Origin of the sequence: Rhodococcus sp. IEGM 1351 (assembly GCF_030056875.1) — a bacterium.
Classification (GTDB): Bacteria; Actinomycetota; Actinomycetes; order Mycobacteriales; family Mycobacteriaceae; genus Rhodococcus_F; species Rhodococcus_F opacus.
Window position 1 is genome coordinate 378,268 of record NZ_JASHKU010000004.1, and the last position, 16,949, is coordinate 395,216.

Below are 16,949 nucleotides of genomic sequence, written 5' to 3' on the forward strand. Positions count from 1 at the left end.
TTCGCGATAGGCCGAGCCGGGCAGGTTTACTGACCAGTACACCGTCGGGCGTCTGCCTCCGCAACTCGACGGGGTCCTGATGTGACGCGGTCCACGTCAAACCAGCTATCGTTCAGCTAACAGGCGGTGATCGACTGGGGCGACAAGTGCTCGTGGACGGCGATCCAGCTCGACTCTTCGCCACGCCGGAACAGGATCGTCTCCCGTTCGTCGAGCTCGACCGTTCCCGTCGAATCCCGCACGGTGGTGCCGACCCGATGCGTCAGCACCGCGACATCCGGGGCCGGGAACGTGACGATCTGCTCGCTGGAGCGGCACGCCAGGACGCGGAACCCGTCCGCCTCCCACTCGGACCACAGGTCGCGGTAGGCCTCGCGACTGGGCAGCGGCACCGGGTGGGTGTAGAAGACGAACGTCGCGTCCGGGCTGAACGCCTCGAAGTAGGCCGTCGTGTCGTGCTCGCCGAATGCCCGGATCAGCGCGTCGATCGCGTGCTGGACGTCTGCTCGCGTCGCCGTGTCAGCCATGAGCCGGGGTCTCCTCGACTGCCAGTGTGGCTTCGCTGTCTTCGATGAACCGTTCCTCGGTGTCGAGGTCCAGCGACCGGGACAAGACCCAGTACACGATCCCGGACACGGCGAGTCCGACCGCGAACGCGACGTCGACGTCACCGAGGGCCGCGGCGATCGGTCCGACGTAGAACGGCAGCACCATGAACGGCACGGACGCGACGATGCCGGCGAAGAAAGCGGTCATGCCCCGCCACGACCACATTCCGTACAGGCCGTCCGGTGTGAACAGGTCGGTGATGGCGTAGTGCCCGCGGCGCACGAAGAAGAAGTCGGTGAGATTGACGGCGGTCCACGGCACGAGGAGGTACAGCATGATCAGCAGCGTCGTGTTCAGGACGGTCGTCGAATCGGTGAACAGCAGGCTCAGCACCAGCCAGACCGCCGCCAGCGCAAGGACGGTCACCACCCGGATCCGGCGGGACGGGGTGACCTTCCGGAAGGAGTCGATGCCGGTGATCACGGTCAGCATGCCGCTGTACGCGTTCAGGCCCATGGTCGCCACCAGCACGAGCGTCGCGACGAGGGCGAGCACGCTGCCGAGGAACGGCACCACCGAGTTGCCGGCGTCGTGGATGCCTGCAAGCGCATCCGTGGCTCCGAGCCGGGTGGCCATCCACGCGCCCACCGGGATCAGCCAGACCGGCGAGGCCGAGGCGCCGAGGAACACGGCCGACACGATGGCCGACGTGCGCGTGTTGCGCGGCAGGTACCGCGAGTAGTCCGACACGTACGGCGCGTAGGTGATGTTGTAGGAGGCCGCGACACTGAACTGGGCGATGAACGCCAGCAGGGTGAACCCGCCCGTCGCGGCGCCCGCGTCGCCGCCGGCGTGCCCGAACACGACGCCCCACGTGAGGATGGCCCACAGCGGCAGCGACAGCCAGAACAGCACACGGAACGACAGGTGCAGGAGATCGTGACCGAAGATCGCGAGCAGCGTCGCGACCGCGGTGATCACCACGGCGATGACGGCCGCGTTCCACCCGAAGATGCTGTGCAGACCCGTCTTGATGATGACGACGTCCACGACGTTGAACCCGACGTACGTGAACAACGTCCCGATGAGTGCGAGGACGACACCGCGATAGCCGAACTGCGCGCGGGACTGCACCATCTGCGGGAGTCCGAGCACCGGTCCCTGCGACGCGTGGAACGCCATGAACAACGTTCCGAAGAAGATGCCGAGAATGCCCGCGACGACCGTCCAGCCCAACGACAGGCCGAGGGCGGGGCCGACGAAGCCGATGGCCACCGTGAAGGGCTGGAAGTTTCCGACGAACCAGAAGGGGCCCTGGTCGCGGACCTTCCCGTGACGTTCGTCCTCGGGGACGTAGTCGATCGAGCGGGTCTCGATGGTGCCACCGAGGGTCGCGGCGGTGTCGCCGGAGTGATCTGACACTGAAACTCCTAGGAGGTGCTGTGGCTCTGATCACCACTCTGCGCACTGCGCCGCCCCGGCACCAGAGGCGAGATGTACAGTTCGTCTATTACGGTTGGGCAATGAGTACAAGAGGTCGCAGGTGATCACCGTCCAGGACGTCCTGTCTGCTCCCACGCTGCGGCTCACGTCGATGAGCGGGACGGCGGGAGTCGGCAACCCCATCACCGCAGCGCACGTGTCCGAACTGACGCGTCCGCGGGACTGGCTCCAGGGCGGCGAGTTACTGATGACCGTCGGCCTGATGCTTCCCACCACCGAATCCGGGTGCCGCGACTACGTGCGAGATTGCGTCGCGGGCGGGGTCGCCGCACTGTGCCTCGGTCTGGGGCACGGGCTGCCCTATCAGGCGCCACCGGCGCCACTCGTCGCGGCGGCGCGGGAATTCGGCGTCCCACTGCTCATCGCCCCCGACTCGGTGCCGTTCATCGCCATCACCAAGTGGATCTTCTCCCGGATCGCCGAGGAGGAGAAACGCGCGCTCGAGGACGCCATCGAACTGAGCTATCAGCTCACCGCGGTCGCGGCCGGACCGTCGCCGCTGAGCGGATTGCTCGACAAATGGCGTTCCGTCAGCGGCTCCCTCTGCGCGGTGCTGGACGCGTCGGGCGGGGTGGTCCAACTCTCCGACGGCGTCGACGCGGCGTTCCTGCAGGACGCCCAGGACCAGGTGGGTCGCTACACCACCCGCGCGAAGGGCTGGACGGCGTTCGGCGGTGCCGGTCGGCGGGAACTCGAACTGCACCCCGTTCGCATCGAGAACCCGCTCGCGTTCGTCGTGCTCGAGCGGTCGGCGGACAACGCGCTGCGGCACGCGTCCAATGTTCTCGTCTCGCTGCTGTCGCTCGAACTCGAACGCCGTCACGTGGCCGGCGAACCCGAGCGGCAGCGGCGGGCGGCGGCGCTGGCGCAGCTGCTCAGACCCGGCCTCCGGAGGGAGCGCGCGCACCAGATCGCGGCCGGCATCGGGCTGTCCCGCGACCCCCTGCAGATCGCCGTCGTGCGCTCCACTCCCGAGGCGGTGGCCGACCTGACCGTCCGGATCGGTTCGGTCCTTCCGGATTCCGTCCTGAGACAGCGCAATTCGGACATCGAGATCGCGCACCCCGAGGTCGCCGGGCTGGCGGACCTGCTGTCGGGCGTGGCAGAGGGATGCGCGATCGGGATCGGTGCGCTGGTTCCGGTGGACGCGCTGGCCGTGTCGGCGATGCAGGCGCGATCCCTCGTCGCCGTCAGTGCCCGACTGGGCCGCGCCGTCGACGCCAAGGAGGGGGAGACCGTGCAGTTGCTGCTGCGACTCGGCTCGGCCGACGTGCTCAGCGGCTTCTCGACCGCCGTCCTCGCACCCCTCGATCAGCTCGAGCCGCGCGAACGCGTCGAACTCCAGCGAACGCTCGAGGAATGGCTGCGAGCCAACGGAGCCTGGGACCCGGCGGCGGCCGCCCTCTCCGTGCACCGCAACACCGTCCGGAACCGGATCGACAAGATCGCGGCGCTGACCGGGCGGAACCTCGACCAGGCCGACGACCGCATGGAGCTGTGGCTGGCGCTCAAGGCCAGGGCGGTGACGCCGTCGACGGACGAACCCGACTGACGGTCACGCCCGGACCAGGATCTTCACCGCCGTGTCGTTGTGCTCGATCAACGTCGTGAGGCCCTCGGAGACCAGGTTGTCGAGTTCGATCCGGCCGGTGATGAACGGGGCCAGGTCGATCACGCCGGTGCGCACCAGCTCGATCACCGCCTCGTGATCTCGGACGTAGGCGATGGTGCCGCGCAGGTCGATCTCCTTGAGGACGAGCTTCTGCATGTCGACCGTCGCGGGCTTTCCCCAGATCGACACGTTCACCACCACGGCTGCGGGCCGGACGGCGTCGAGGATGGTGTCGAGGACGGCGTTGACCCCGGCGCACTCGAACCCGAGGTCGGCGCCGACACCGTCGGTCAGCTCGAGCACCCGGGTCTTCACGTCCTCCGACGACGGGTCGATCACGTGATGCGCGACCCCACTGGACAGCGCCTTCTGCTTCCGGGCGTCGCTGAGTTCCGTGACGATCGTGGTGACACCCAGGCCCTTCAGGACCGCGGCCACCAGGAGTCCGATCGGCCCAGCGCCGCCGACCAGCGCGACGTCGCCGGCCTTGGCCCCGCTGCGGACGACCGCATGGTGCGCGACGCTGAGCGGTTCGATCAGGGCCGCCTCGTCGAGCGGGATGTCGCCGATCTTGTGCACCCACCGGCGGTCGACCACCACCTTCTCGCTGAGTCCTCCTCCGCCACCGGCCAATCCGATGAAACCCATCTTCGTACACAGGTGGTAGTTGCCTGCCTTGCAGGACGCGCACTCGTTGCACACGAAGTACGGCTCCACCACCACGTTGTCGCCCACGGCGACATCGGTGACGCCCTCACCGACCTCCTCCACCGTGCCGGAGAACTCGTGGCCCATCGTCACCGGCGCGTTCTCGTGCGAGAGCGGATGCGGATGTCCCGGCGGGGAGATGAAAATCGGGCCCTCCAGGTACTCGTGCAGGTCGGTGCCGCAGATGCCGCACCACGCGACCCGGAGTTTCACCGCGCCCGGCCGCAATTCCGGCTCCGGGATGTCGTCGATCCGGATGTCGCGTCGCCCGTGGAAGCGTGCTGCCCTCATGTATCCGCCCTCACTACGTTGTGAACGTGCTGATTCGGGGAACGGTACGGTCGCGCGGCCGGGAGCGGGAAGAGTTGCAGTGTGTTGCAATTCGATGGCGCCGGTGTGACGTTCACCGGCGGATAGCTGGTTTCGCCCGATCTGCGGGTACCTTCGAGGGGAAAGACTGGTTCGATCTGGGGGAGTGAGGCATGGCACGCATACGCACGGCGGCTGAAGCTGAAATCAACGCCGCCGAGCAGATGCAGAAGCTCGGCTACGGCGACGCCACAGCGTTACTCGGAGGCGCGGACGGCGGCATCGACGTCTACTCGTCACGCGCATACGCGCAGGTGAAGTGGCGTGGCGGCAGTGCAGGCAAGTCGGACCTCGCGAACCTCTACGACACCCGCGGAACCAGCCACGCCCGGAAACTCCTGTACTTCTCCGGCCCCGGATACACCGACGAGGCCGTCGACTACGCGGACGCGGTGGGTATCGCCCTGTTCCGGTGCGAGCCCGACGGCGAAACCCCGCCGGTCGGCGCCCACGCCCCGACACTGGTGGCCGCCGCGCGTAACTCGACGGTTGCCGTGGCCCCGTCCCCGCCGCCCCCACCCGAGCCCGAATCGCCGGCGCGCATCGTCGCCCGCAACGCACGGGCGATGGTCGCAGGCTTCTTCGGCGCGCACTGGCGACTCCTCGGCGCCGTCGTCTGCACGATTGTCCTCATGATCGCCCCCTTCGGCGAAGGGAACGTCGGGCTCCGCGTGTTCGCGACCATCCTCGCCGTCGTCGGCGCGCCCGTGTTCTGGCTCCTCTACGTCCAGCACCGGCACGCGAACGACCGGTAAGACGAGAAACCACCGTCAGCATGTACTGACGGTGGTTTCTCGTATCGGGTTCGGAGTGGGCGAATCTCAGTTCGCGGTCGGGAGCGACTTCAGCGACGTGACGGTGGCGACGCAGGCGCGAGCGGCCTCGGCGCCCTTCTTCACGAAGTGATCGTGGAAGTAGTTGAGGTGCTCGTCGTGCTCGTGGAAGTGGTGCGGCGTCAGCACAACCGAGAACACCGGCACATCCGTGTCGAGTTGCACGCGCATGAGGCCGTCGATCACCGCGGTCGCGACGAACTCGTGCCGGTAGATGCCACCGTCCACGACGAGCGCGGCGGCGACGACGGCGTCGTAACGGCCGGTGAGGGCGAGGCGGCGTGCGTGCAGCGGGATCTCGAACGCGCCCGGCACCTCGAAGAAGTCCAGTTCGTCCTTCGAATACCCCAGCGTGTTCACCTCATCGGTGAAGCCCTCGCGTGCGCGGTCGACGATGTTGCGGTGCCACGTGGCCTGGATGAACGCGATTCGTCCCTGACTCTCACTCATGGTCTGAAACTACTGCACCGGAGCTAGCGCTGGGAACGGGGCAGTGCCGTGGACCGGCCCCACCCGGAGTCGTCGGTGAGATGCTCGAGCAGCGGCTGAATCCGGTACGGCAGCGGGCTGGTCAGCGCGATGGTGGTGGTCGAATGCGTGATGCCGGGCAGGTTCGCGATCTTCTCCAGCAACTTCTGCAGCTCCGCGTGCGTGGACGTGGCCACCCGCACCAGCAGGTCTTCGCGGCCGGTGGTCGCGTGGATCTCGATGACCTCCGGCAGGTCGACGAGGCGGTTGCCGACGGCGGTGAGCTTGCCCTGTTCGAGTTCGAGCCCGACGAACGCCTGGATGGGAATCCCGACCTCGGCGAGGTCGAGGTTGGGGCGGAAGCCGGTGAGCAGTCCGCTGGTCTCCATGCGCTTCATCCGGGACTGCACGGTGTTGCGGGCGACGCCCAGCGAGTTGGCGAGTTCGGCCACGCTCATGCGTGAGTCCTTGCCGAGCAGTCCGAGCAACTGCACGTCGAGCTTGTCGATGCTGAGCACTTTGGGTACCTCCGGGAAGTGACGACCGTCACCTGTTGCGTGAACTGATCAGTTGATCCGATTTGCGTTGACCAAATCTTAGACCAGATACAGGATCAAGCTCACGAAATGCTCAACGCGACGGATCGGGAATCGCAGATGACTCAGCTAGACGACGCTCGCACCAGTGCAGCATCCTTTGATCTCGCCGACCGATACCGGGCCGACTCAGGCCCGGTGTTGATGACCGGTGTCCAGGCCATCGCCCGCCAGCTGGTGGAGCAGCACGAACGCGACCGCCGCGCGGGACTGAACGTCGCGACGTTCGTCTCCGGCTACCAGGGCAGCCCCCTCGCCGGCCTCGACCGCACCATCGCCGCCATCCCCACGTTGAGCACCGACCACGACGTGAAGTTCGTGCCCGGCATGAACGAGGAACTCGCCGCGACGTCCGTCTGGGGCAGCCAGGTCGACCTCCCGCAGGGCGAGCGCACCCACGACGGCGTCGTCGGCGTCTGGTACGGCAAGGGTCCCGGCCTCGACCGCGCCAGCGACTCCATCCGGCACGCCGCCATGTACGGCGCCAACGCCCGCGGCGGCGTCCTCGTCCTCGTCGGCGACGACCCCAACGCCAAGTCCTCCACCATCCCCTGCGCCAGCGAGCGGTCCATGGCCGCGATGGGCATGCCCGTGTTCTTCCCGCGCAACGCCGAAGAGGTCATCACGTTCGGCCTCTACGGTGTGGCGCTGTCGCGGATCTCCGGCTGCTGGTCGGGCATGAAGATCGTCGCCGACGTGGCCGACGGACTCTGGACCCTCGACCGCGACTTCGCCGACCTCGACATCGAGCTCCCCGAGATCGAGTGGAACGGCAAGCCGTGGTCGTACCGGCAGCGCGTGCTCGCATCCCCGCCCGACAGCGTCTACGCCGAGGCCGACCTGTACGGGCCGCGCTGGGCGATGGTCGAGGCGTTCAACGCCGCCAACGAGATCGACAAGATCGAGGTCAACCCGCGCACCGCGTGGCTGGGCATCGCCGCCGTCGGCACCGCCTACGACTCGCTGCGCCAGGCCCTGCTCGACCTCGGGCTCGGCGACTCCCAGCTCGAGGACGCCGGCATCCGCATCCTCCGCATCGGCATGCCCTACCCCCTGGGCGCCGACAAGGTTCGCGAACTCGCCGACGGCGTCGAGCAGGTCCTCGTCGTCGAGGAGAAGATGCCGTTCGTCGAGTCGCAGCTCAAGGACATCCTCTACGGCGGCGCCAGCGCGCCCGCGGTGCTGGGGAAGAAGAACACGCAGGGCAAGAACCTGATCCCCGTCGACGGTGAACTGACCGCCGCCCGTCTCACCGGACCGTTGCGCCGCGTCCTGAAGGACCGGGTCGCGCTGACGCCGGCCCCACCGCCGCGCCTCGAGCTGACCGTCCTCCCGACGTCGCGCACCCCGTACTTCTGCTCCGGCTGCCCGCACAACCGCTCCACCGCGGTGCCCGAGGGATCGATCGCGGGCGGCGGCATCGGCTGCCACACGCTGGTCACGATGTCCGGTCGCACCGACAGCGCCGTCACGATGCTCACCCAGATGGGCGGCGAGGGCGCGCAGTGGATCGGGCAGGCCCCGTTCAGCGACGTCAAGCACATGTTCCAGAACGTCGGCGACGGCACCTACTTCCACTCCGGTCAGCTCGCCGTGCAGGCGTGCGTCGCCGCCGGCGTCAACATCACGTACAAGGTGCTCTACAACTCCGCCGTCGCGATGACCGGCGCGCAGGACGCCGAGGCCGGGCTGACCGTGCCGCAGCTGACCCACAAGCTGGCGTCCGAGGGCGTCAAGCAGATCATCGTGTGCGCCGAGGATCCCAAGCGGCACAAGGGCGCCCACTTCGCCGCCAACACACTGCTGTGGGACCGGACCCGGCTCGACGAGGCGCAGCGCGTCCTGCGCGACATCGAGGGTGTCACCGTGCTGATCTTCGACCAGCAGTGCGCCGCCGAGGCCCGCCGCAAGCGCAAGCGCGGCAAGCTGCCCGCCCGCCGCACCCGCGTCGTCATCAACGAGGCCGTCTGCGAGGGCTGCGGCGACTGCGGCGTCAAGTCCAACTGCCTGTCCGTGCAGCCCGTCGACACCGAATTCGGCCGCAAGACCAAGATCGACCAGACCAGCTGCAACACCGACTACTCCTGCCTCGAGGGCGACTGCCCGTCGTTCGTGACGGTCGAGCTGCCCGAGGAAGGCGCGCCGAAGACGTTGCGCGAGATCCCGGTTCCGCCGGAGGTCGGCGACCCCGATCCCGCCGTGTGGACCGGAACGCACAACCTGTTCATGGCCGGTGTCGGCGGTACCGGCATCGTCACCGTCAACCAGGTGCTGGGCATGGCCGCGCTGCGCGCCGGGCTGCACGTCGAGGGACTCGACCAGACCGGTCTCAGCCAGAAGGCCGGACCCGTCACGTCGCACCTGCGGCTCAGCGATCAGAAGACGAGGTCGGGAAGCTCGGCGCCGTCCAACCGGATCAGCCCCGCGACCGCCGACTGCGTCCTCGCATTCGACCTGCTGACCGCGGCCGACGCCAAGTACGCCGGCTTCGGCAGCTCCGACCGGACCATCACCGTCGCGTCGACCAGCCAGACCCCGACCGGCGACATGGTCTACGACCCCGCCGTCCGCTACCCGGACGAGGACAAGCTGCTCGAGCGGCTCGACGTCTCGGCCCGCGAACTGACCGCCATCGACGGGCTCGCCGCCGCCACCGCACTGTTCGGCAGCACGGCCGCCGCCAACTTCCTGCTGGTCGGTGCGGCCTACCAGGCCGGCGGACTGCCCGTCCCCGCACGGTTCATCGAGGAGGCCCTCGAGATCAACGGGGTGGCCGTCGAGTCCAACAAGGCCGCGTTCCACTGGGGACGCGTCGCCGTCGCCGACCGGGAGGCCTTCCTGGCCGCCACCAGCTCGGCCGCCGTGGCTCAGCGCAGCGACACCGTCGTCCCGACGCACCTGTTCGCCGGATCCACCCTCGACGGCACGACGCTCGAACTCACCGAACGCCGCGCCGCGAACCTCGTTGCGTTCCAGGGTGACCGCGTCGCCGCCCGCTACATCGCCCTGGTGCAGCAGGCGTGGGACGCCGAGCGCGAGCTGGGCAGCCGGACCGAGTTCAGCGAGGCCGTCGCCGCCGGCCTGCACAAGCTCACCGCCTACAAGGACGAGTACGAGGTGGCCCGGATGCTCACCGACCAGGCGTTCCTCGACGCCGCCGCCGGCGAGGTCCCCGGCGCGGGCAAGCTCACCTACAAGCTGCACCCGCCCGTCCTCAAGGCCATGGGCCGCAAGACCAAGATCGGTTTCGGCCCCCGCTCGCACGTCGCGCTCAAGACCCTCGCCAAGGCGAAGTTCCTGCGCGGCACCGCGTTCGACCCGTTCGGCTACGCCAAGGTCCGTCGTCTCGAGCGTCAGCTGCTCGCGCACTACGAGACCACGGTGGCCGGCCTCGTCGCCGACCTCTCCGCCGACACCTACGACACCGCAACGCTGATCGCCGCGACCCCCGACCTCGTCCGGGGCTACGAGGACGTGAAGCTGCGCAACGTCACCGTCTACCTCCAGCGTCTCGCCGAACTCGGCGTCGACACCTCCACCATCACGATTGCCACCACTCCGGAAAGGTCCTGAGAAGACATGACTCTCACCGCGGAACGTCACGACACCGCACTGCCCGAAACCGCTGGAGTGTTCGAGCGCACCGATTTCCCCACCGACACCGCCCACGAGCAGGTGACGTTCTTCCAGGACCCCGCCACCGGACTGAAGGCGATCGTCGCGATCCACGACACCACCCTCGGACCGGCCCTCGGCGGCACCCGCTTCTACCCGTACGCCGACGAGGCCGCCGCCCTCAAGGACGTGCTGCGCCTGTCGCGGGGCATGACCTACAAGTCGGCGATCGCCGGAGTCGACCTCGGCGGCGGCAAGGCCGTCATCATCGGCGACCCCGCCACCGGAAAGTCGGAGGCGCTGCTCGAGGCGTACGCCCGCTTCGTCCAGACGCTCGGCGGCCGGTACATCACCGCCGGCGACGTGGGCACCAACTCCGACGACCTCGACGTGATGGGCCGCGCCACCGACTACGTCGTCGGACGCAACACGTCCGCCGGCGGGTCCGGCGACAGCGCCCCGATGACCGCCCTCGGCGTGTTCCAGGGGATGCGCGCCGCCGCCCAGGCCAAGTGGGGCACCCCGAGCCTCGCCGGCCGCACCGTCGGCGTCGAGGGCACCGGCAAGGTCGGCTACCAGCTGATCAAGCTGCTGCTCGCCGACGGTGCATCGGTGGTCGCCACCGACGTCGACGCCGCCGCACTCGACCGCGTCGCCCGCGACTTCCCCGAGGTCAAGATCGCGTCCAGCGTCATCGGCCAGGAACTCGACGTCTACGCACCCTGCGCGATGGGCGCCACGCTCACCGACGAGTCCGTCGCCGCGATCACCGCACAGGTGATCTGCGGGGCCGCGAACAACCAGCTCGCCCACCCCGCGGTCGAGCACGACCTCGGCGAACGCGGCATCACCTGGGTGCCCGACTACGTCGCCAACGGCGGCGGACTCATCCAGGTCGCCGGCGAGCGGCTCGGCACGTCCGCCGACGACGTCCGCGCGCAGGTCGAGAAGATCTTCGCCACCGTCGTCCGGATCCTCGATGTCGCGAAGCGGGACGGCATCCTCGCCGGCGCCGCAGCCGACGCCGTCGCCGAGGCCCGCATCGCTGCAGCCAAGTAGGCGGCTCCGCCGCCCGTGAGTGGTTAACGAGTCCCTGCACTCGTTAACCACTCACGGGCGCGAAGCGCCTAGGCCGTCAGCCGCCGGTGCAGTTCCCAGGCATTGCGCTCGACGCGGTTGGATTCGAGCATCCCGTCGGCGCGGACGTTCCATACCGCGGTGCCCGTCAGATGGATCGGTTGCCCGTCCGGTTCGGTGCCCATGAATCCGCGATTGCGGCCGGTCATTTGCCACAGCGATGCGACGCGGGAACCGTCCTCGTTCTGGAACGTTTCGACGGGGATGAACTCCAGATCCTCGACGGTCGTCTGAAACTTCAGCACCCATTCCTTGAAGGTGTCGCGGCCGCGGATGGCCTCCCCGCCGGTGACGATGACGAAATCGTCGACGACGAGCTCGTCGATCGCGTGGGGATCCTGGGGTGACTGCCACACCCGGGCCCAGAAATTCTCGACTGCGTGAACTCCGTGTTGTACAGACATGGTTTCCTTGCCTCTCGCTAACTTGGAATTTCCAAGTTAGCATGGATACGACGAGGTCGCGCCCCGTTCCTCACGAGTTCCGGTTAATCCTGCGGATTGCCGGCCGGGGCCGGAGCGCCCTGCTGTACATGCAGAGTCGATGCCGGAACGCGGCGACCGTCGTCGGTGACGAAGGCGAGGGACACGGCCTCGCCGGTGGTCTCGTCGGTGTACTCGGGGGAGGTGCTACCCGGCCGCGGCAGATGGTCGCGCCCGAACTGGCCCAGCGCCCCGATCACGACATGCAACTGCTTGCCCTTCTCGGTCAGCACGTACTCCTGACGTTCCCGCGACCCCTCCTGACGATAGGCGCGGCGTTCGAGGATTCCTTCGTCGACGAGCATCGCCAACCGTGCGGTGAGCACGTCGGACGCCACCCCGAGACTGCGGGTGAACTCCGAGAACCGGCTGTGGCCCCAGAAGGCTTCGCGGACGATGAGCAGCGTCCACTTGTCGCCCAAGAGTTCGAGGGTGCGCGCGATGGAGCAACGGGCAGGGGTGGCCGACGACGGACTCATGCAACGAGGATACTCAGCGGCTCCGCCGCCCGTGCGCGGCGAACGAGTGCAGAGACTCGCTCACCGCGCACGGGCGCGAAGCGCCTCACGCCCGCATCCCGGTGACGACGGCGTCGAGGAACTCGTCCGCGATCTCTTCGGGTGTCTCGGCGCCCGCGGGGGTGATCCACAGGTAGCTGTAGTTGAACATGCCCAGCAGGCCCTTGACCATCAGCCGCGGCAGAGCACGGAACTGTCCGTCGCGGATACCCTGCTCCAGCGCGTTCCGCCAATGTGATTCGTAGCGTTCACGTTCGGCGATGATGCGATCCCGCCGCTCGTCCGTCAGTGCGTGGTACTCGCGGAAGAATACCGTCCACTCCGCACGGTGCTCGGCGATGTTCCGCATGAGCGCACGTGCGAGGCCACGCAGCCGTTTCTCCGGATCGGCCTCGGACAAAGCGAGTTCGTCGGCGACCGTGTTCATCTGCGCGAGTTGCCGGCTGCTGATCTCGTAGAGGATTGCCTCCTTGCTGCCGATGTAGTGGTACAGCGCGCCCCGGCCCAGCCCGGTGGCCTCGCCGATCTCGGCGACCCCGGTGCCGTGGTAGCCCGACTTCGCGAACAATTCGGCGGCCACCTGCAGGACTCGGTCCCGGTTCGCGTCGTACTTGTCGCTCATCGAAGGGCCCCTTTGTCTCCCGGCGGTCGAAGATGTGAGTCTAGACGGCCCAGATCACGGGTTCGGCGCGGCCAGCCCGGTGATCAGGGCGTCGAGAAACCCGTCGGCGATCTCTTCGGGGGTGCGGGCCCCGTCGGCGGTGAGCCAGAGGTAGCTGTAGTTGAACATGCCGAGCACACCCTTGATCATCAACGGCGGCAACAGTGTGAACACCCCGTCCCGGACGCCTTGGTCGAACGCGTGCCGCCAATGCGATTCGTACCGTTCGCGGGCCGCGACGACTCGCACACGCCGATCACCGGTCAGGGCGTGGTACTCGCGGAAGAACACCGTCCACTCCGCGCGGTGTTCGGCGATGTTGCGGAGCAGGGCCCGCGCGAGACCGCGGAGGCGGCGCTCCGGATCCGGTTCGGTCAGGGCGAGTTCGTCGGCGACCGTGTTCATCTGCGCGAGTTGCCGGCTGCTGATCGCGAACAGGACCTCCTCCTTGCTGCCGATGTAGTGGTAGAGCGCCCCGCGGCCGAGCCCCACCGCCGTGCCCAGGTCTGCGATCCCGGTGCCGTGGTAGCCCGACCTCGCGAACAGCTCGGCGGACACGCGCAGAATTTCGGCGCGGTTGAGGTCGTACTTGGTGCCCATCGAATCACCGTTCGACGTGCACGATCAGGGCCTGCCCCTGGCCGCCGCCCCCGCACAGCGCGGCTGCGCCGACGCCACCTCCGCGGCGTCGCAGTTCGAGCGCGAGGTGCAGGACGATCCGTGCCCCCGAGACGCCGATCGGGTGGCCGAGCGCGATCGCGCCGCCGTTGACGTTCACCCGGTCCGCGTCGAGACCGAGGCGTTCGGACGAGACGAGTGTGACGGCGGCGAACGCTTCGTTGATCTCGACGAGATCGAGGTCGCGAGGCGCGATCCCCTCGCGTCGGCACGCGGCCTGGATGGCGTTTGACGGCTGCTCGTGCAGACCCGAATCGGGTCCGGCGACCACAGCGCGTGATCCGATCTCGGCCAGCCACGACAGTCCGAGCCGGACGGCCGTCGACTTCCGCGTGACCACGACGGCGCAGGCACCGTCGGAGATCGGTGACGAGTTGCCCGCCGTCAGCGAGCCGCCTGCGGCGAAAGCCGGAGGCAGACCGGCGAGGTCGGCCGCCGAGGTGTCGGCCCGGATGCCCTCGTCGTGGCTCACGTCGGTCGACTCACCCCGCCCGGATCTGATCGGAACGGGAACGATCTCGGCCGCGAAGACGCCGTCCTTGCGCGCGCGTGCGGCCGCACGGTGCGAGCGTGCGGCCCACTCGTCCTGGGCCTTCCGGGTGATCCCGTACTCGGGATTCCTCGACTCGGTCAGCGCCCCCATCGACGACCCGGTGAAGGCGTCCTGGAGCCCGTCGAACGCGAGGTGGTCGATCAGAACCGTGTCGCCGTACCTGTGCCCGCGACGACTGTTCGTCAGCAGGTGCGGCGCAGTGCTCATCGATTCCTGACCGCCGGCGACGACGATGTCCGCGTCGCCGGCGGAGATCATCTGGTGCGCCAGCGTTATCGCGTCGATTCCGGAGAGGCACATCCGGTTGATGGTCAGTGCCGGTGCGGTCATGGGGATTCCGGCGGCTGCCGCCGCGACGCGCGCCGGCAGTTGGCCGCTGCCCGCGGTGAGCACCTGGCCCATGACGACGTGGTCGACGGCGAGTGCGTCGACGCCGGCCGATTCCAGCGCACCACCGATCGCGTGGCTACCCAGTTCCTGGGCGCTCAAGCTCGACAGGGATCCCATGAAGCGTCCGAACGGGGTTCGCGCCCCCGCGACGAGGACGGTGGGGTCGTGGTCCGTCATTGTTCTCCTCCTTCGAGGGCGGCTGTCGTGCGGATGTCAGGGCTGACGCGACGTCTCGAAGGCGTCGGAGAACGCGTACCCGTCGAGCAGGCGTCCCGCCGTGACCAGGTACTGGATCGTCGGGGTCCCCTCCTCGAGCCAGTTGAGGCGGGCGTCCCGGTAGAGGCGCTCGATCGGATGCGCGCGCGTGTATCCGATTCCGCCGTGGATGAGCAGAGCCCGGTCGGTCACCCGGCCGACGGCTTCGAGGCCGAACAGCTTGCACATGCTGGCCTCGGCGGGAATCCGTTCGCCGGCATCCCACTTCTGTGCTGCGTCGGCTAGGATCCCGCGCAGGGCGTAGACATCGGTGGCCATCTCCGCCAGGTAGCGCTGGATGGCCTGCCGTGTGCCGATCGGCTTGCCGAATGTGACACGGCTCTTCGCGTGGGCGATCGACAGTTCGAGGGCGCGCTCGGACGTGCCGAGGGAGCTTGCCGCGATGAACACCCGGCTGATCTCCAGTGCGCGTTCGAGGTGCTCGTTTCCCTGCCCCTCCACGCCGACGAGGGCGGTGGCGGGCACCCGGACGGAGTCGAGGGTGACGCGTCCGTGCTCGGTGCCCTTGCATCCCATCGTCTCGGGAAGTGCTGCGATCGAGAGACCGTCGGTCGCGCGGGGAACGAGGAACGCGGAGACGTCGGTGTCGGATGTCTTCGCGAAGACGATGAAGTGAGACGCGATGTCCGAGTTGGTGATCAACCACTTCTCGCCGTTCAGGATGTAATCGTCGCCCTCGCGCACCGCGGTCGACCCGAGGTCGGCGCCCGTCCCGAAACCCGGCTCCGTCAGCGCGAACGCGACCGAGTTCCGGCCCGTGGCCGTGCCCGGCAGCACGTCCGCCTTCTGCCGGTCGCTGCCGATCTCGGAGAGTGCGTGGGCGAAGGAGTTGTGCACGTGGACGATGACCCGGAGCCCGCCCTGCACCTTGGCGAACTCGGCGATGATCGGGAGGTACTGGGCGATCGAGAGGCCGCTGCCGCCGTACTCGCGGGGGACGAGCAGGCCGAGCGCGCCGATCCGCTCGAGGATGGGCATGACGATGTCGTGCGGAACCTGCTCGTCGTCCTCGATTCGCTGTTCGAGTGGATCGAGTTCGGACCAGATCGCTTCGAAAATGCGGTCCCGGAGCGCCAGGTACTCCGACTCCGGAATGCCGACCGAATGCGTGAGTGTCGCGGTCATGGTGTTGTGTCCCTTCGTTGTTGGTCGTTGCAGTCGTGGTGTGTCACAGCGCCCAGCCGCCGTCGGCGGTGAGGACGGAGCCAGTGCAGAATGTGGCGTCTTCGCTGAGGAAGACTGCGGCCTTGGCGATTTCGTCGACGGTGCCGAATCGGCCGAGGACGGTTTCTCGTTCGATGCGCCTGCGTGCGGAGTCGGGCACCGCGTCGGTCATGTCGGTGGTGACGAAGCCGGGGGCCAGCACGTTGACCCGGATGCCGTCACGTGCGACCTCCTTGGCGAGTGAGCGACCGAAGCCGATCATCGCGGACTTCGCACTCGCGTACGCGGTGTCGCCGGCGTGACCGATCAGGCCGACGACCGACGACACCAGAACGATGCTCGGTGACCTGCCGTGCGCGAGGTGGGGTAGCGCGGCCCGGGCGAGGGCGACGGTGCCGCGGAGGTTCGTCTCTATCACGCTCCACCAGGCGTCCGGGTCCGTCTCGACGAGCCGCCCGCCCGACCACTGGCCCGCGTTCAGGACGAGCGAATCGAGGTGTCCCCAGTGCGAGACGACGCGCTCCACCGCCGTGGGCGCCGTGGTGTCGTCGTGCAGGTCGAAACGGATTGGGAGTACCTGTTCGGGGGCGTCCGCGGCGAGCTTCTCGGCGTCGTCACGTCTGGTCCGGTACGTGCAGCCCACCCGGCAGCCGCGCTGTGTCAGGGCTGTGGTGACGGCGGCTCCGATGCCGCGGGACCCGCCGGAGACCAACGCGACGCGGGGAGCGTCGTGATCGTTCTCGTTCATTCCCAGGAATGTACTGATCGATCCAAAAATAGTCCAGGGTGTTCGTGAAACTCGCGTTAATCGCTGTTTGAGCTCGATATATAGGCGAA

General features: G+C 68.2%; 16 protein-coding genes. 4 read left to right on the forward strand and 12 right to left on the reverse strand.

Going from position 1 to position 16,949, the window contains the following annotated elements:
* Positions 1 to 116: 116 nt before the first annotated feature.
* Positions 117 to 527 (reverse strand): YybH family protein, encoded by a 411-nt coding sequence (locus tag QM806_RS09760; protein WP_005563539.1) that lies wholly within the window; start codon positions 525 to 527, stop codon positions 117 to 119.
* A complete protein-coding gene (locus QM806_RS09765) occupies positions 520 to 1,971 on the reverse strand; it encodes a purine-cytosine permease family protein (RefSeq protein WP_133984730.1) in 1,452 nt (483 codons plus the stop codon). Before QM806_RS09765 ends, QM806_RS09760 begins: the two co-directional genes overlap by 8 nt.
* 121 nt (positions 1,972 to 2,092) lie before the next feature.
* Here QM806_RS09765 and QM806_RS09770 point away from each other — a divergent pair, with 121 nt between their 5' ends.
* A complete protein-coding gene (locus tag QM806_RS09770; protein ID WP_283291215.1) occupies positions 2,093 to 3,604 on the forward strand; it encodes a PucR family transcriptional regulator in 1,512 nt (503 codons plus the stop codon).
* A 3-nt stretch (positions 3,605 to 3,607) separates the two neighbouring features.
* Here the strand turns inward: QM806_RS09770 and QM806_RS09775 are convergent, their stop codons facing one another.
* Entirely contained in the window at positions 3,608 to 4,663 is a 1,056-nt protein-coding gene (locus QM806_RS09775; RefSeq protein ID WP_210461066.1) for a 2,3-butanediol dehydrogenase, read from the reverse strand.
* A gap of 191 nt (positions 4,664 to 4,854) precedes the next feature.
* Between QM806_RS09775 and QM806_RS09780 the strand changes: the two genes are divergently transcribed.
* The gene (locus QM806_RS09780; RefSeq protein WP_054248182.1) at positions 4,855 to 5,496 is read left to right on the forward strand and encodes a restriction endonuclease; all 642 of its coding nucleotides are present in this window, start codon (positions 4,855 to 4,857) and stop codon (positions 5,494 to 5,496) included.
* 66 nt (positions 5,497 to 5,562) lie between these two features.
* On the opposite strand, the gene QM806_RS09785 is transcribed toward QM806_RS09780, so the two are convergent.
* On the reverse strand, positions 5,563 to 6,024 hold the full coding sequence (locus QM806_RS09785) for a 6,7-dimethyl-8-ribityllumazine synthase (protein WP_005252720.1): 462 nt from the start codon (positions 6,022 to 6,024) through the stop codon (positions 5,563 to 5,565).
* A 23-nt stretch (positions 6,025 to 6,047) separates the two neighbouring features.
* Positions 6,048 to 6,560, reverse strand: a complete 513-nt coding sequence (locus QM806_RS09790) for an Lrp/AsnC family transcriptional regulator (protein WP_005252722.1) — start codon at positions 6,558 to 6,560, stop codon at positions 6,048 to 6,050.
* Positions 6,561 to 6,698: 138 nt separating this feature from the next.
* On the opposite strand from QM806_RS09790, the gene QM806_RS09795 reads away from it, so the two are divergent.
* Positions 6,699 to 10,211 carry an indolepyruvate ferredoxin oxidoreductase family protein gene (locus QM806_RS09795; protein WP_332113136.1) on the forward strand — a complete coding sequence of 1,171 codons (3,513 nt, stop codon included), beginning with the start codon at positions 6,699 to 6,701 and terminating at the stop codon, positions 10,209 to 10,211.
* A 6-nt stretch (positions 10,212 to 10,217) separates the two neighbouring features.
* On the forward strand, positions 10,218 to 11,312 hold the full coding sequence (locus tag QM806_RS09800) for a Glu/Leu/Phe/Val family dehydrogenase (protein ID WP_269590966.1): 1,095 nt from the start codon (positions 10,218 to 10,220) through the stop codon (positions 11,310 to 11,312).
* Between the two features lie 68 nt (positions 11,313 to 11,380).
* Here QM806_RS09800 and QM806_RS09805 read toward each other — a convergent pair whose 3' ends face one another.
* The 7 genes from QM806_RS09805 to QM806_RS09835 all read right to left on the reverse strand — a co-directional run bounded on the left by QM806_RS09805 (position 11,381) and on the right by QM806_RS09835 (position 16,860).
* Positions 11,381 to 11,794: an ester cyclase gene (locus QM806_RS09805; RefSeq protein WP_054248187.1), complete on the reverse strand. Its 414-nt coding sequence runs from the start codon at positions 11,792 to 11,794 to the stop codon at positions 11,381 to 11,383.
* 83 nt (positions 11,795 to 11,877) lie between these two features.
* On the reverse strand, positions 11,878 to 12,351 hold the full coding sequence (locus tag QM806_RS09810) for a winged helix-turn-helix transcriptional regulator (protein WP_054248188.1): 474 nt from the start codon (positions 12,349 to 12,351) through the stop codon (positions 11,878 to 11,880).
* An 85-nt stretch (positions 12,352 to 12,436) separates the two neighbouring features.
* Positions 12,437 to 13,012, reverse strand: coding sequence for a TetR/AcrR family transcriptional regulator (locus tag QM806_RS09815; protein WP_005252730.1), 576 nt, complete (start codon positions 13,010 to 13,012; stop codon positions 12,437 to 12,439).
* Positions 13,013 to 13,066: 54 nt separating this feature from the next.
* Entirely contained in the window at positions 13,067 to 13,651 is a 585-nt protein-coding gene (locus QM806_RS09820) for a TetR/AcrR family transcriptional regulator (RefSeq protein WP_007300526.1), read from the reverse strand.
* A gap of 4 nt (positions 13,652 to 13,655) precedes the next feature.
* Positions 13,656 to 14,849, reverse strand: coding sequence for an acetyl-CoA C-acetyltransferase (locus tag QM806_RS09825; RefSeq protein ID WP_283291222.1), 1,194 nt, complete (start codon positions 14,847 to 14,849; stop codon positions 13,656 to 13,658).
* A gap of 36 nt (positions 14,850 to 14,885) precedes the next feature.
* The gene (locus QM806_RS09830; protein ID WP_133984722.1) at positions 14,886 to 16,073 is read right to left on the reverse strand and encodes an acyl-CoA dehydrogenase family protein; all 1,188 of its coding nucleotides are present in this window, start codon (positions 16,071 to 16,073) and stop codon (positions 14,886 to 14,888) included.
* 43 nt (positions 16,074 to 16,116) lie between these two features.
* Positions 16,117 to 16,860 carry an SDR family NAD(P)-dependent oxidoreductase gene (locus QM806_RS09835; protein ID WP_005570547.1) on the reverse strand — a complete coding sequence of 248 codons (744 nt, stop codon included), beginning with the start codon at positions 16,858 to 16,860 and terminating at the stop codon, positions 16,117 to 16,119.
* Between the last annotated feature and the right edge of the window lie 89 nt (positions 16,861 to 16,949).